The sequence below is a fragment of the Bacteroidales bacterium genome (assembly GCA_014860585.1).
Taxonomy (GTDB): Bacteria; Bacteroidota; Bacteroidia; order Bacteroidales; family 4484-276; genus RZYY01.
Window position 1 is genome coordinate 45,857 of the sequence record JACZJL010000019.1, and the last position, 15,485, is coordinate 61,341.

Here is a 15,485-nt window from a genome sequence, read left to right on the forward strand (position 1 = left end):
TGATTAAAAGTTACTCTTTTTGCACAGCTTCAGCAGGATTTAATCTCAAAGCTTTCAAAGCGGGATAAATTGCAGTGAGAACGGCGGTCATTGCAGATAAGAAAGTGACCATCAAAAATAGTGAAGGCTCGATGGATGGATAAACAACAGATTCAAAACCAAAAGCATTGAGCGAGTCCCCTCCGACAGTGGAGAAATCAATCCCGGTATGTTGAAAGATTTTAATTGTAAACATACCGGTTATCATCCCGAGAAGCGCCCCAATCATAGTAATAAAAACAGTTTCGAAAAGGATCATCCCGAACACACGTTTTTTATTCATTCCAACAGCCATCAGCATGCCCAGTTCCCGAATCCGTTCATACACCGACATGAGGATAGTGTTGAGCAATCCGAATCCAAGTGCAAAAAGGATGATGATGAGAATGATCAGCAGCATCATCCCCGACATCTCCTGCATGTAACTAAGGTCAGGGGAAATTTCGTTCCAAGGCCGGATGGTAAGTTGGGGATATATGCTCTGGTACCTATTTACCACGCTATCCACGATCCCGGTCTGGCGGCAAATAATGGCCACCTGGTTGATGACCGGCTCGTTACCCAGGAATTCCTGAATGTCTGTCTGAAGCACATAAGCCGAACGCTCATCAATCATTGAATTGGAAGTCTGGTAAATGCCTCCGACACGGAAAAGCGCCGAGGTAAGTTCTCCCTCTGTATTTTGAAAAGTGATCACTATTCGGGAGCCAACTGTTGATTTTGTTTTATCAGCAAGTTTCTTACCGATCAAAATCGGGTTACGTTCATTTCCACCAAAATATGTACCTTCTTTGATATTGGTGTACAATTTCGAGGTTGTCGACTCCCTGGCAGTGTCAATTCCGATAAGGTTGATGCTGCTGGTCAGGTTTGAGGTAGCCAGCATCCCGGTTATTCTGGTTCTTCCCGAAAAACTTATGATATCAGGGTCATTTTCAAGAGTCGATTTCAGCCCGCTCCAGTCTTCAATCTTTTGATTCACATTGCTTTCTTTGATAAACTCCGGCGTGTGTATCTGAATGTGGGAGATATGCTGCTCAATCCCGGTTCTGAAACGCTGCTCAACAATACCCATGCTGAGTGAGGATACAAACACACCGGCCCAAATGCCAACCATAACGGCTGCAATCATCACCAAGCTGCGGCGGGGATTTCTCCAGATATTGCGCCATGATATTATTAGTAACATTTTCATGTCTTATTGTCTTACTTCCATAATGTTAAGCTTGAGTATTTTATAAATTGGATACAAACCAATGACCAGGGAAATGATCAGCACTATTTTGGCCTGTGATACAAATACCCATGGGTCTGTTGAAAAAGGCATGATGGGTTCAAAGCCATATTCAAGTATGGTCCTGGCCATATCGCCGGTGAGTTGGATGGGATGGATGTAAAACCAGACGACTACCGGGATCGCAATGATCATCCCCGCTAATACTCCTGTGAAACTGATCATTAATGTTTCCAGGAAGCATATCGTTGCAAGTTGATGACGTTTCAAGCCTATGGAGATCAACATGCCGAATTCTCTCTGGCGCTCGATCATCATTGTTAACACGGTGCCGAACAATCCAAAGGCGATAACAATGTATAGTATGAAGGTCATCATTTTGGTCCCGGCCTGATCAAATTTCATCAATTGAAGCAAATCGGCAAGCAATTGCTCCCAGGTTAGAACCTTTTGCCACTCATGGTCAATGTTTTTTGACAGACCGGCAGCTAGTCTCCTGGTATTTTTGGGGTCTTTTGGCATGACAATGAGCGAAGTCAGCCGGTTTTCGGCCACATAGAACCATTGTGCCGCTTCCAGTGACATGTACACCGTGTTGTTGTTCAATTCGGGGATTTTCAAATCAACAATTCCCTTCACAACAAATTTTCCCGCTGCTGTTGCTCCCTGGAAGCCCTGACTAAGCAATATCAATGTATCGCCGGTTTTAATAGCCAGAATTTCAGCCAATCCCTTGGCCAGAAGTATCTCTTCATCCGCAGGTTGTAAAAAATTGCCGTCGGCCATCTTGTCGGCAAGATTATTGAGTTTTACTTCTTTTCCGGGGTCAATGCCAATGATCATGCTGCCCCGGGTCTGTTTGTCCGTTGCCACCAGAGCAAAATTCTGGATGCGTGGCACAACAAAGTCAACCTGGTCAATAAACTTGCTGATGACCCCTTCCAACTGATCATCATACAACAAGGTGTTGTCGATCGAAGGTTCTTCCTCAAAAAGAATATCCTGGATCTGAATGTACCCCGTATTCAGTTTGACCATACTGTCAATCATCCGTTCGTAGGAACCTTGCTCAAACGAAATAAAAACGATGGCAAGCAAAACAGCAAACAGCACCGAACTGATTGTGATCAGCGTCCTTTTTCGGTTTCTCCAGAGGTTTCTCCAGGCCAATGCAAAGAGTATTTTCATTGAGAGATATTGTAAATTGATCAACTAACTAATTTTTTATTTCTGTAGCAATGCGGGTTGCCTTTGCCTTTTGTCAACCGCCCCATGCCAGTTGCCGACTGGTTTTTACCCACTTCTCATTTCACTGTTGTCAGGTTTTGTATCGAGAAAAAATCCTGCGAAAGGGTAACATTATAATCTGCCCTGGTTGTCAGAACAATTGTTTTATGCCCCTGCTTGTTTTCCGGAATTAATTCGATAACTGCCGGGATCATGCGTCCCCCCATCTCTTTGATATCCCTGAAAAACATGGTATTGGCCAACTCTCCCCGTTCATCATAATTAAGAACCTTAACCGGAAGAACAAACTCCTGGTCAATCCAGTACACTACCTTGTCGTAAACCACCGGTGTGTCGGGTTTTGGAGTGAGTTCGACCACATGGCATTGCCGGGTTTCATACACTTCAGCCCCTTTATAACTATGGGTGTAGTCATCCACGATCGAGATCCCCCTGACCAGGTCGTCGTTTGTGAAATCTGATCCCATCCACGATTGCGACATCATCGAAGGGGGCATTTTCACTGTTTTGTCGATGGATGGGACATAATTCCACATCTCATTTTTTCTTTTCAAAAATGATGTCCCATTGTCCCTTGCCGGGGCAGTGATCAGCACGAGCGAGTACTCATCGCCAAGCGACCACGATTTCATCGAAATATCACGGGTGTATCTCGGTCTGACGGTGGTCATGGTCATTTCGGTGTAGGCAGCTTCACCCCGCATTTTCCCGTCCATCTGGCGGATGATGGCTGTCGCATCCTGGGCAGGGACAGCAGGGTTGTAAACAATCGTTAACAATGCAATTAACATCACCGCCATAAGTCCTGAACTCATTTTAATCATTGTAGTTTATTGCTTAAATGTTAGTATTTGTTCTGTTGCATCACGCTATAAAATCAGCCATTATGATCCGGTTGCTGGTTGATGTATTTCCTTTAAGAACCTGCTTCCTCTATTTGATTTTACAAAGTTGCAATTTTTTGGCGATACAGAAAGCCGAAAATAAAGAAAATCGTCGGGAAATGTTTATCAGTGAGTTATCTGACTTTTGAGGCAAACACCCGGCATTTTTTCGTAATTATCGAAACCATCTTACTTTCTGACGCAAATGATGGAGACCAAGCATTTTTTAGTATAATCTTTCAAAATGACATGATCTGACATTCACCTGTTTTTACTTTGTCGGCTGATGAAAGCGGGAAGGTGGATTGTTTCAACCCTTACAAGGATTTAAACCAGTCAGGTTTTGCCAAGTTATCCCGCCGGGTTTTAGCCAGGGGAGGGGGGTAATATGAAGATTCAATTGCAGAAGGCGGCTAGTGGTATTTAAAAACAATATTACCAGAGAGTATTCAAAGCAAAAGACTATTTTTATGCCATCAAAAAATAAAATAATGACCGAATTAATCCAACAAACAGGCGCCATCCTGACACAGGCTCAGGAATGGTTGAAATTGCCTGGGGTGAAAGAGCCCGTTACCGGTTTTTTGGACTGGATGAGCCAAAAGGTTTTTTCAAAAAGTGAAAAATCAAAGGAGCGGCTGATTCTGATCGAGCAGCAACAAGCCGATGCCGGAACCATCGCCAAACTAATGGGCAACCTCGAATCGGAGCTGGAAGACAATGAGGAACTGCAAAAAGAGCTGAACGAAAAAGTCGCTGCCGTGCAAACGGAGCTAAAGCAGGCAGGGGTGAACATCACCAAAACCAGTACCATTACCATCACCGGAAACCACAATAAAGCCTACCAGGACATCAGCAACAGTAACATTACAGATAGTTCTATCAACCAAACTCACAGCGGGACGGGGGATAATGTAGGTCGGGATAAGATTGTTACCAATATCTATGTCAATGCAAAAGATTATCAGGAATTAGAAACAAGACTCACTGCTTTACAACAGCAGAAAAGAGAGTGCCAGGCTCGAATAGAAAAGTATCCTGATGATGAAAGTTTCAGACAGGATTTATTAAGAGTTGACATCGAAACTGAGGATATAAAATCGAAAGTTGAAAGTTTTAAACAAGATGTGTTTCGATTGTATGACACATTCACCAGCATCAACGTCAACACCGAACGCCTGCGCCTTGCCAAAGCACATTTCGACAAAGGTGAATTCCGCGAAGCTGATGCCATTTTGAAAGCTGAAGAAATGAGTTCGGATTTATCGAAACTAAAAGAGCGTGATAGCCAATTGGATCAGGAAAAAGCAGAGGTAAAAATAAGTTGCGAACAAATAGCAAATGAGTTTTTGATCAAAGCCCAGCTATGGGCCACCTTTTACACTGAACCCGATTGGTTTGAGCGCACTGTCGACTTCTACGAAAAAGCCCTCGATGCCGCACGCACACATGCGATTATTTCCGGATATGCTCTGTTTCTTAAAAAGCACAACAAATTCAATAAGGCTCAACCGCTTTACGAAGAAGCTTTGCAGATTTACCGGGCGTTTGCCATTGAGAAACCGGAAACGTATTTACCTGACCTGGCAATGACTTTGAACAATTTGGCAAATTTGCAACAAGCTAAAAATGAATTTGGCGACGCAATGGAAAAATATCAGGAGGCCTTGAAGATAAGAAGAGCACTTGCCACAGTGAACCCGGGAACCTATTTACCTTATGTTGCTACTACTTTGAATAATCTCGCTGCATTAAATTATGTTCGAAATGAATTTAGTGACTCGATGGAAAAATATCATGAAGCTTTGCAGATTTACAGAGGGATTGCCGATGAGTGTCCTGAGTTATACCTGAACGATGTAGCAATGACTTTGAACAATTTAGCTAATTTGCAAAAGGCTAAAAATGAATTTGGCGATGCCATGGAAAAATATCAGGAAGCCCTGCATATCTACAGAACGCTTGCCAATGAGAACCCAAGTAAGTACTTGCCTGATTTGGCAACGACTTTACACAATTTGGCTGTTTTACAAAAAGATAAAAATGAATTTGGCGACGCCCAGGAAAAATATCATGAAGCTTTACAGATTTTCAGAGTGTTCTCCAAAGAGGACCCTAAAGCCTACCTGCCTGATGTGTCGATGACGCTTATAAATTTGAGCATTTTTTATTTAAAGTCTGTTCCGGATAAAACAAAATCAATCGCATTGGCACTGGAAACACTTGCAATTGCAAAACAGTTCCCTGAAAATCTCCTTGTCCAGCAAGACGCTAAACAAGCCATTCAAGTTTTACAGGAAAATGGATTAGATATTGATAAACTCACCAATAATGAATGATTTTGCTGGCATGGAGGTTTTGGTTGGCGGTTGTGGGGGCTTCGCTGCACCGGATGGTGGGATGGGGGTAGAAAAACAGAAAAAGGGTTTAAATCCCCGAGGCACGAGGGGATGGAAACCCTGATAATGTAGTTCAATTTTTAACCTAAAAAAAAGCAGTGACCGAATTAATCCATCAAACAAGCAACATTCAGACACAGCCTCTGGCGTTGCGAAACCTTCCAGGTTTTCAAAACCTGGAAGGTTTTAGAACGGATTTTTGGCAAAGCAAGGAAAGCTTAAATCAACAAAAACTGTAATATGAAAGCAAGAGATTTATTGTTATTCAATACAATGGACAAGAAAGTGAACATTTCTGTTTATTTTCAGGAAGGAACTTTCTGGCTTACCCAAAAAGCCATGGCGGAACTGTTTGGTGCAGAACGTTCGGTTATTACAAAGCACCTGAGAAACATTTTTGCCACTCGGGAGCTGGATGAAAGTTCAGTGTGTGCAATTTTTACACATACTGCGGCGGACGGGAAAAATTATGAAACTAAATTTTACCGCCTCGAAGCAATTCTGGCTGTTGGCTATCGGGTCAATTCTGTGCAGGCTACCGAGTTCCGTAAATGGGCTACAGCCACCCTTAACGAGTTTATCATCAAAGGTTTCATCATTGACGATGAACGGCTGAAGCAGGGTAAGCATTTCGGTCAGGACTATTTTGATGAGTTGCTGGAGCGCATCCGTGAAATCCGCGCCAGCGAACGCCGTTTTTACCAAAAAATCACCGACTTGTATTCCCTGAGCACCGACTATGACAAACATAGTGAGCAAACCAGGAAGTTTTTTGCAGCGGTGCAAAACAAGCTGCACTGGGCAATCACCGGGAAAACCGCTGCGGAGATCATCTATACCGAAGCCGATGCCACCAAACTTTATATGGGTTAAAAAACCTGGAAAGCCGCTCCGGATGGTAAAATTTTAAAGAGCGATGTTGCGGTGGCCAAAAACTACCTCTCGCATCAGCACATCAGTGAACTCAACCGTATAGTTTCGGCTTACATTGACCTGGCCGAAAATAATGCGCAACGCGGCGTTGCTTTCAATATGCAGCAGTGGGCAAAATTTCTGGACAGCTTTCTGGAACTCTCCAGCTACCCGATCCTGAAAGACCATGGCAAAGTAACAATGCTGGAAGCCCGGCTTAAGGCCGAACAGGAGTTCGACAAATTCAGGGTGATACATGACCATACCTATAAAAGTGATTTCGATCGGGAAGTGAAGAAATTGAAGGAGTAAAGGAGGTCAGCATGGTTGTAATTCATTCACTTGCAGGCACTGACAACATTTAAAGCCCACCAGTGATTGAGGGAATGATCTGGAACAATTATTTTACTAAAAACTATCTTATGCAGGCAAATAACTTCAATCTCAACATCCTCAAAGGGCGCATGGCCGAGCAACTTATCCAGGATCTGTTTAGTCAAAACGGGTACAATGTATTCAACTATGGCCTGGAACGGATTCACCCTTTCCTGAGCAAGATCATCAGAAGCGACTATCACACCACCAGCAAGAACCTCCGCTACATGCCCGATTTTGTGGTGCAGAGCGCCGAAACAGGGGATTTGTTCTACCTTGAAGTAAAGTTCAGGGCCAACGGCTTTTTTGAGTTCGACGAGAAGTACCTGGAATACCCATACAAAAACGCCTGGTTTGTCGTGGTTTCGCCGGAGAAAATTCAATGCATGCACTACAAACGGTTGATTTCAGGCTACCAAATCACCTCCGAAACCCGCTACAGGCTTACTGGCGTGCGTACTTTCCATTTGTCAAAACAATCTATCGCCGAATATGAGTTTTATGCTCAACATTTCTTCGGCATTTTTAGAAAAGGTGAACAACACAACAACGATTAAAGCTTAAAGGCTGCAATCCCCTGCAGGGCTTGCATCCAAGCCATGACAGCCAGCCCTGACCGCACGACAGAAATTTCTAAGTGACCGATATTTCGTCCCTGTCAGGAGGCGGTCACTGGATATTTTCGTCAATTCCAAATTTTTCCCGACTTTTGAAGCCTGATATGGACTAAAGCAATTTTCGTTATGCTGCAAAACAAAAAACTCCTGATTACCGGTGGCGCCGGTTTTATTGGCTCGAACCTTGTCGAACATTTTCTGAAGCAGAACAACCGGGTGGTTTGTCTTGATAATTTTGCCACAGGGAAAGAGGAAAACATCCGGCCATTTCTTGATCATCCTGATTTTATGCTGATTAATGGTGATATCCGCGACATTGAAACCTGTCATAAAGCTGTTGAAGGAGTGGATATTGTGCTTCACCAGGCTGCCATGGGTTCGGTTCCACGATCCATCAAAGACCCAAAAACCACCAATGAAGTGAACATTTCAGGGTTTGTAAATATGCTTATTGCCACCAAGGAAGCTGGGATAAAGCGGTTTGTTTATGCAGCAAGCAGTTCCACTTACGGCGATTCAGCCGTTTTACCCAAGGTGGAGGAAAAGATTGGAAACCCGCTTTCACCTTATGCTGTAACCAAGTATGTCAATGAATTGTATGCCGGGGTATTCTCAACTCTTTATGGCCTCGAAACAATCGGGTTGCGTTACTTCAATGTTTTTGGCCGCCGCCAGGACCCGGATGGAGCTTATGCTGCCGCAATCCCAAAGTTTATCAAGGCTTTGGTCAGACATGAATCACCTGTGATTTATGGTGACGGCGAGCAGTCGAGGGATTTTACCTACATCGAAAATGTGATTAAGGCCAATGAACTGGCAGTTTCTGTTGAAAACCCGGAAGCGGTGAACACCGTTTATAATATCGCATTTGGCGAAGCCACAACCGTAAACCACCTGGTGGATTCGTTAAAAATGTACCTTAGCCGTTTCGATCCGGAAATTGCCAATATAAATGCAATCCACGGCGATATGCGCAAAGGGGATATCCTGCATTCCCTCGCATCCATCGAAAAAGCAAAAAGACTACTTGGATATAGTCCTCAATTCGATATCAATGAAGGACTTGACAGGGCAATCAATTGGTATTGGGACAACCTGAAGGAATAAAAGTGCAGCTGTCTAAAGGCGATAGTTAGCAGTCAATTTTGTAACCTGCCTGAAGCCGGTTACTATTTTTCAATGACCAACCACCGACTTCCTCTTTTTAAGCCGGTAATCCTGTTCGGTTAAGCGCAGCCTGAAGGTCAGCAACCAATTCCCTGAAAATTTCCTTTACGGTTGTGATTTTGGTTGCCAGGTGTGCATTGGTACCGGCAAAGGCAAATCCGTTTTTCATATTGCCTTTATAGGCATTATACAAGGCAGCAATGATGCAGTAAGGGGCTGTGTTTACGTCACAGGTTTTGATGCAATGGTGCGGACATTTGATAGGTTTCTTTTTCCCTTCTTCAACACTGTCGGTAAATGCGCTTTTTAATGCTCTTCCTGGCATTCCTACAGGACTTTGAATAATCTTGATGTCAGTTTCAACGGCATCAATGTAGGTTTGCTTGAATGCCATCGAAGCATCACACTCTTTGGTAGTAACAAACCGGCTGCCCATTTGAACCCCTTTTGCCCCTTTTTCCATAATGTTGAAGATATCTTCTCCGGTATAAATACCGCCCGCAGCTATCACCGGTATTTCCTTGTTATGCTTTTCTTCAAAATACCTGACTTGCTTTACCACTTCTGGAACAAGTTCTTCTAGTGTGTAATGCGTGTTTTCAATATTCTCATTTTTAAACCCCAAATGCCCGCCGGCTTTTGGTCCTTCAACCACAAATGCATCCGGAAGGTAATTGTGCAGCGACAGCCATTTTTCACAAATCAACTTTGCAGCCCGGCCTGAGGAGACGATAGGAACGAGCTTCGTGTTGCTGTCCGGTTTCAGGAATTTTGGTAACTCCAACGGTAATCCGGCTCCGGAGAAGATGATATCCACCTTTTCCGAAATAGCAGTAGTCACCAGATCAGCAAAATTTGACATGGCGACCATGATGTTTACGCCTATGATTCCTTTCGTTTTTTCTTTGGCAAGCCTGATCTCTGTTTTTAATCCTTCGATGTTGGCTTCAAGGAAACTGAGTTCCGGTTTGCGATGTACAAGACCAAGGCCGGCAGCCGAAATGACCCCGACTCCCCCTTCGTTGGCCACTGCTGAGGCCAGACCAGACATCGAAATGCCTAATCCCATACCACCCTGGATAATGGGTACAGGTATGGTAAGCCCACCTATTTTTAGTTCTTCAATATTAATCATGATTGATTGGTTTAGGGTCGCGGTAAAAGTACTCAAACTAATTGATATTGAATAAAATATTGATTATTGATGAAATGCGCTCTATTGTTGGCTTGCAGGTCGAAAATATTTGTTAACCCGGTCAGAATATCACTGCACAGGGGCGTTTTTATGTGTGGAATGGTGTATGAAATAAAAAAAGAACTTACAGCTTTTACTACTGTAAGTTCTTCATTTTCAAGTTGCCCGACCAGGGGTCGAACCTGGACTTTTCTGATTCAGAGTCAGACGTGTTGCCAATTACACCATCGGGCAGTTTTACGGTGCAAAATTAAAACTTAAATTCTAATTTCAACTTTTTTTCGCAAATTATTCAATGGATAAAGCAATGTTTTATAAAGCCGGAAGGTTTAAATTATGATAAGTTATTGATTAAAAATTTTCTGCCATGAAAGCTTTAGTACTCATCTCCGCAATTTTCGTTTTTTTCCCGCTCTATGCTTTGCCGCAAGATGGAGTTGAACCACATGCAATCGTAAAGGATTCGCTGCAAATTGCCCAGACCGACAGCACAGAGTACGAATTACTGGTTTCGGATATTGGATTCGAAACCTGGTTTATAACAAACAGTCGTCCGGTTTGGTATCACGAAAATGATTATTACCGTACGAAAAATTATCGCTACGTTGTCAGTTGGAATAATATGGTGCGCCAGGCGATGTACCGGCCACCTTTTGAATATGAAATTGAATATGATCCTGCAATCGATTATGGTGTGGAAGTTAACTGGAAATTATTCTGGTATTTCAAATATCTTGAGCAAGAACTGGGTATATCCTTGTAAACATTTGAATGGATTGGTCTTATTAGTTTATGTCAGCAAGAAAACTCTTTAAATTCGATTTTCAACGAATGGAGTATTCTTATTGACGCTAATTTGCATCCCTCACACACCTGACAGATCTACCTCCGTTGCTATCCGACTGAAATCTTCCTGATTTATCCTGGTCATAGCTGAGCATTCGATCCCAGGCTGTTCCTTCGGCCGATGTGGAGGATGACCAGAACTCTGCTACGGCGCCCAATCCGGTAAAACTCCCGTTTTGGGTTCTGTAACCTGCAGGGATTGCCCTGAATCCATATAAATTGATTCCGTTTCCGTTGGATTGCCATAAGCTGGTGGATTTAAGGTTTTTACCTGCATCCATTCCACGCCACCCGGTTTCATTCCAGACCGGATGATATAAGCCATACTCACTATCTGCAGAGCCTTCCAGCATTTTCCAGTCGTCATCGTTGGGAATATGCCAGCCTTGCGGGCAAATTCCCTTCACGCCGGGAGTCGTATTGTATTGCATCATTTCTCCCCATTGGTAGAGTCCACCATAAGCAAGACAGTTGGCAGGATTGTTATTGTAACAGTATTTTTCGGTAAAGCCATTATTGGTTTGTGTATTGCTGCCTGTAATCATCAGGCCTGTTCTAATGTTTTCTTTCATCCAGCACTGTTCGCCGATAAGCACTGTATTGTAAACATTGCCTTCAATGTCGGTGATGGTGAACATTCCCGGGCAAGGTTGCCCATCGGTTCCGGTTGTAAAAGAAAGCGACTCCCCGTAAGCGACACCGACATTGTTCTGTGCAAACGCCCGAACGGTATATTGTGTGGCAGATTCGAGCCCGGTCATATCGCTGAAGTATTTACCCAGTCCACTCCCGTTAATCACCAATCCGTCGTTCAATTCAATCGTTGGAATGGCTCCTGCCCTCCAGCAAAGCCCGCGTTGAGTCACAGCAGCATTGCCATCATCGGTCACTTCTCCGCCACCGGTAGCCTGCGTTGTCGTGATGTTGTAAACTGGCAGGGTTAAGACAGTTGGGATCTGAGGTTGAGTGCTCTGGCTTTTGACACATCTCACCGAGAAACCGGCCTCCTTGTCGTTTGGATAGCGGGTAGCGGTAGTGCCCAGATAGCTCAGTCCCCTGCTCCATGCATTTTGAACTGTGAATTCATCAGAAGACCAGAAATAAGCATAGAATGAAAGGTTCAGGAAAATACCACCATAACTGCTGAACCCGGCAGGAAGGCCGCTAAATCCACTCTGATTCGTAGCACCGAGGTTGGGTACCGACCATAGTCCGGTGCCCTGCTCCAGTGTGCCGGTAGATTTCATCTTACCGCCGGAGATACCTTCACCTCCCAATGCATATACAAGTTCATACCAATCGGAATCATCCGGCAGATGCCAGCCATCTTCCGGAGGGCAAATACCCTGGATTCTCAGTCCCTGGGCGTATTGCATCATCTCATTCCACTGGTACAAACCACCATAGGTATTGCAATACTCCTCCAGATTATCCCAGCAGAATTTCTCTATGATTCCATTGTTGGTTTGTGATGTAGTAGAGTTGATGAGTTGTCCTGCATTTAAATTTTGTGTCATCCAGCACTGATCTCCAATATTGATTGTTGTGTAAGTTTTCCCGTCACGCGTGTCGGTATAGGGAAACCCGCATTGCCACTCGGTCAGAATCGGGACAAGGTTACCCAATGTGTCAATGGCCACATTCCATTGATTTCCCTTAGGGTCGGTAAGCACCAGTGATTTTGAGTTGATGGCATAGGGCACATCCACAAACTGCGATGTTCCGATGACCTGGTAATTTTCGCTGCCGTCTAAGTCGATGGCGATCTGAAAATAATGCCGTGATCCTCCCCATTGAATATTGTTGAATGTATTGCGCTGTGGTATCCCTGACCCGATAACCAGGCTGACCATACCAAAGCTGTTCGTCTGCAGGGTATGTGTTTCGGTGTAAACTACCTCACCGTCAATCGTACCTCTTATGATGGACAGTTGCAGGTTGATGTTTGTGTTAGGCATGACTTCGCCATTCACATCCCGGATAATAGTCTGGTAACTTATGCCTTCAGATACCTGTCCTGAAAGGTTTAATCCAAACAGGAGAAGCAGCATGGTAACAAAGATTGTTTTCATGAGAATCATCTTTGAGCAAATCTTAAAAATGAAATTTTCAGTGGTAAAAGTAGGAATTTTTAAGATACACCCTGAAGAGAATTAATGATCCACTATCCAATACAAATTATTGCAGTAACTTTGAAACTGATTTGGAAACTAATTACATATTATGCCATAGTATCTTAAAACTGACAGTTATGGAAAAACCAACAATAAAGATTAGCAAAGTTGCCCGGGAATTTAATGTTGGGCATAACACGATAATAGAATTTTTACAAAAAAAGGGGTTCAACGTTGATTTAGATCCCAATGCAAAACTTTCGGATGAAATGTATAAACTGCTAAAAAAGGAATTCTCTGAGCCAATCCAAAAGAAAGAGAGCAGGGTAAATGCAAATCAATCTGAAGTCAGATTTGAACCTGAATTAACCGGAACGTATGAAATAGAATTCAACAACGTACAAGAAAAGACCGCCAAATCAAAAAATGCAAAACAAACACCTTCAAAACAAGAGAAATTTCATGCAGACAAGCCAACCAGGGAAGTCCAGGTGCTTCAGAATGCTTTGAAGGAGATAGGATTTTTCAATTCAGTTTCTGATGGTATTTACGGTCCATTGACCAGAAAAGCTGTGATGATTTTCCAGGAAAGTGCTGGTCTTCCTCAGGATGCAGATTTGGATGATGAAGCCTATCAGACATTGCTTGAGAAAATCAATGCCTACACAAAAGCTAATCAGGCAAAACCTGGCAAAGAGCAAACAACCCGAAGTGAGCAAACAACCATTTTAGAAAATGAAAACCCAATAAACGAAAACAAGCCCGGTCTGTCTGAGTACGAGTTCGTGATAAATGAAGATTTAAACAATCGTAACTTCAGTTCAAACTTCCTTATAGTCAGGATAGGGTGGGAGAGGATCAGGGAATTTGTAGTTGACGGTGATCATTTCGATTTTGACAGAGCGAATTGGGGATCCATACTCGCTGCTTTCATACTACCATCTGACCTTACAGATGAAATTCGGATTTTACCTTTCATAACTTTGCCGGTTGATAATCTGCCTTTAATTTTAAAGTCAGCAAATGTTGATTTCGAAGGAGAAAATTTTAAAGTGGAAACCGATCTGTATATAATTGAAACTTCTTTTAAATACCAGATTACTTCGGAGAGGTTGTTGAAAGAATTACCGACCCTCAGTAGCAACAGGATATTGGGTAATGATAAAATCTATGAAGGGGCGGTTTTTATCAGCAAAGAAGAATTTGATAAAATCAGGGAATTAGGGATCAAAGGATTTATTGGGGAACGGTTTAATAAGGCGGCCATATCAAAACTGGATACCGACTCCCCTTATCTTGACATTGAAGATGAATTGGGTTTTGAGGGTGATTATAAAGCCCTGGCATCGGTGATGGCCTACAAAAAACTGGAACCACCGCTCGCTATTGGATTATTTGGAAACTGGGGAAGCGGAAAAAGTTTCTTCATGAACAAACTCGAAAAAGAAATAAATATCCTGGCCAACGATAAAAATCTTCAGGATGTTTATTGTCAGGAAGTGGTGCAGGTAAAATTCAATTCATGGCACTATTCCGATTCGAATCTATGGGCCAGTCTGATAACCAAAATTTTTGAAGACCTGCAGAAGCACAAAAATGATGACAGCGAAGCCGTAAAAAACCTTTTCAAAAATCTGAATTCAACCAAAGGATTGGTCGCAGCTGCCCAACAAAAGATTGATTCGATAAAGGTCGAAGTGCAACTTTTAGAGAATGAAAAAGCAAAGGCTGAGGGGGAAATCGAAAAAAAAGCAGGCGAATTAAATACCCTCCGTTATAGAGACATAGCGGTTGCAATCTGGAATAATCCGGTGATAAAGGAGAACCGAGAAAAAATTGATCAAATATTCCCCGACAAACTGTCCGAAAACATTCAGTCAATTAAGACCAGGGTGAATGAATTAAGCTCTTTTACAAACCAGGTTATCGAAAGTGCGAAGATCATTTATAAGTTCAGAAAAGGGAAGAAACCCATTGCGCTTCTGGTTGGTTTTGCTGTGTTTGTTTTAAGCTGTTTTCTGATTCTTCAATACCAGGGAAAATCTCTCGATTTTTTAAACTGGGTCACAGTGAAAAGCTCATTAATTGTAACTGCTCTGACACAACTTGTCGGGTTTTTAATGCCGGTGATGGGAAAAGTGAATACAGCCTATAAAAACCTCAAGGATCTTGAACAAACCTATGTTGAACTTGTAGAAAAGGAAAAATCAGCCAACTATCTTGCCATAAATGACTTAGAACGCCTGATTGAAATGAAACAGGTGGAACTGCGAAAATATGAGGAGGAAATCGCCCAATTAAAACAGGAAAAGAAAGAAAAAGAACAGGAAATTGACGATATTACTTCGGGTAGAAAACTGAGTCAGTTTATTCAAAGAATAGTAAGTGATTCAAAATACAAAGAGAGCCTGGGTATTATTTCATGGATTCGTAAAGATTTTGAAGAACTTAACTT

At 42.8% G+C, this 15,485-nt stretch carries 10 protein-coding genes, 1 tRNA gene and 1 pseudogene; 6 read left to right on the forward strand and 6 right to left on the reverse strand.

The window, feature by feature from the left end; all coding sequences use genetic code 11:
- Window positions 1-10: 10 nt before the first annotated feature.
- The 3 genes from IH598_02200 to IH598_02210 form a co-directional block, all read right to left on the reverse strand.
- Window positions 11-1,228, reverse strand: coding sequence for an ABC transporter permease (locus IH598_02200; GenBank protein MBE0637316.1), 1,218 nt, complete (start codon window positions 1,226-1,228; stop codon window positions 11-13).
- Between the two features lie 9 nt (window positions 1,229-1,237).
- Window positions 1,238-2,461, reverse strand: coding sequence for an ABC transporter permease (locus tag IH598_02205; GenBank protein ID MBE0637317.1), 1,224 nt, complete (start codon window positions 2,459-2,461; stop codon window positions 1,238-1,240).
- A 116-nt stretch (window positions 2,462-2,577) separates the two neighbouring features.
- Window positions 2,578-3,312 (reverse strand): outer membrane lipoprotein-sorting protein, encoded by a 735-nt coding sequence (locus IH598_02210; GenBank protein ID MBE0637318.1) that lies wholly within the window; start codon window positions 3,310-3,312, stop codon window positions 2,578-2,580.
- A gap of 584 nt (window positions 3,313-3,896) precedes the next feature.
- On the opposite strand from IH598_02210, the gene IH598_02215 reads away from it, so the two are divergent.
- From IH598_02215 to IH598_02230, 4 genes and pseudogenes are all read left to right on the forward strand, one after another.
- Complete coding sequence (locus tag IH598_02215; protein MBE0637319.1) at window positions 3,897-5,744, forward strand: tetratricopeptide repeat protein; 1,848 nt, start codon at window positions 3,897-3,899, stop codon at window positions 5,742-5,744.
- A 300-nt stretch (window positions 5,745-6,044) separates the two neighbouring features.
- Window positions 6,045-7,028, forward strand: a pseudogene (locus IH598_02220) (virulence RhuM family protein).
- A 110-nt stretch (window positions 7,029-7,138) separates the two neighbouring features.
- Window positions 7,139-7,648: a hypothetical protein gene (locus IH598_02225; protein MBE0637320.1), complete on the forward strand. Its 510-nt coding sequence runs from the start codon at window positions 7,139-7,141 to the stop codon at window positions 7,646-7,648.
- A 186-nt stretch (window positions 7,649-7,834) separates the two neighbouring features.
- Entirely contained in the window at window positions 7,835-8,815 is a 981-nt protein-coding gene (locus IH598_02230; GenBank protein ID MBE0637321.1) for an SDR family oxidoreductase, read from the forward strand.
- A gap of 97 nt (window positions 8,816-8,912) precedes the next feature.
- Here IH598_02230 and IH598_02235 read toward each other — a convergent pair whose 3' ends face one another.
- Both IH598_02235 and IH598_02240 read right to left on the reverse strand, forming a co-directional pair.
- Window positions 8,913-10,001 carry a nitronate monooxygenase gene (locus IH598_02235; GenBank protein MBE0637322.1) on the reverse strand — a complete coding sequence of 363 codons (1,089 nt, stop codon included), beginning with the start codon at window positions 9,999-10,001 and terminating at the stop codon, window positions 8,913-8,915.
- A 230-nt stretch (window positions 10,002-10,231) separates the two neighbouring features.
- Window positions 10,232-10,304, reverse strand: a tRNA-Gln gene (locus tag IH598_02240).
- A 133-nt stretch (window positions 10,305-10,437) separates the two neighbouring features.
- On the opposite strand from IH598_02240, the gene IH598_02245 reads away from it, so the two are divergent.
- A complete protein-coding gene (locus IH598_02245) occupies window positions 10,438-10,833 on the forward strand; it encodes a hypothetical protein (protein MBE0637323.1) in 396 nt (131 codons plus the stop codon).
- 88 nt (window positions 10,834-10,921) lie between these two features.
- Here the strand turns inward: IH598_02245 and IH598_02250 are convergent, their stop codons facing one another.
- The gene (locus tag IH598_02250) at window positions 10,922-12,988 is read right to left on the reverse strand and encodes a hypothetical protein (GenBank protein MBE0637324.1); all 2,067 of its coding nucleotides are present in this window, start codon (window positions 12,986-12,988) and stop codon (window positions 10,922-10,924) included.
- 179 nt (window positions 12,989-13,167) lie between these two features.
- Between IH598_02250 and IH598_02255 the strand changes: the two genes are divergently transcribed.
- A partial coding sequence (locus IH598_02255) for a peptidoglycan-binding protein (GenBank protein MBE0637325.1) occupies window positions 13,168-15,485 on the forward strand: 2,318 nt, incomplete at its 3' end.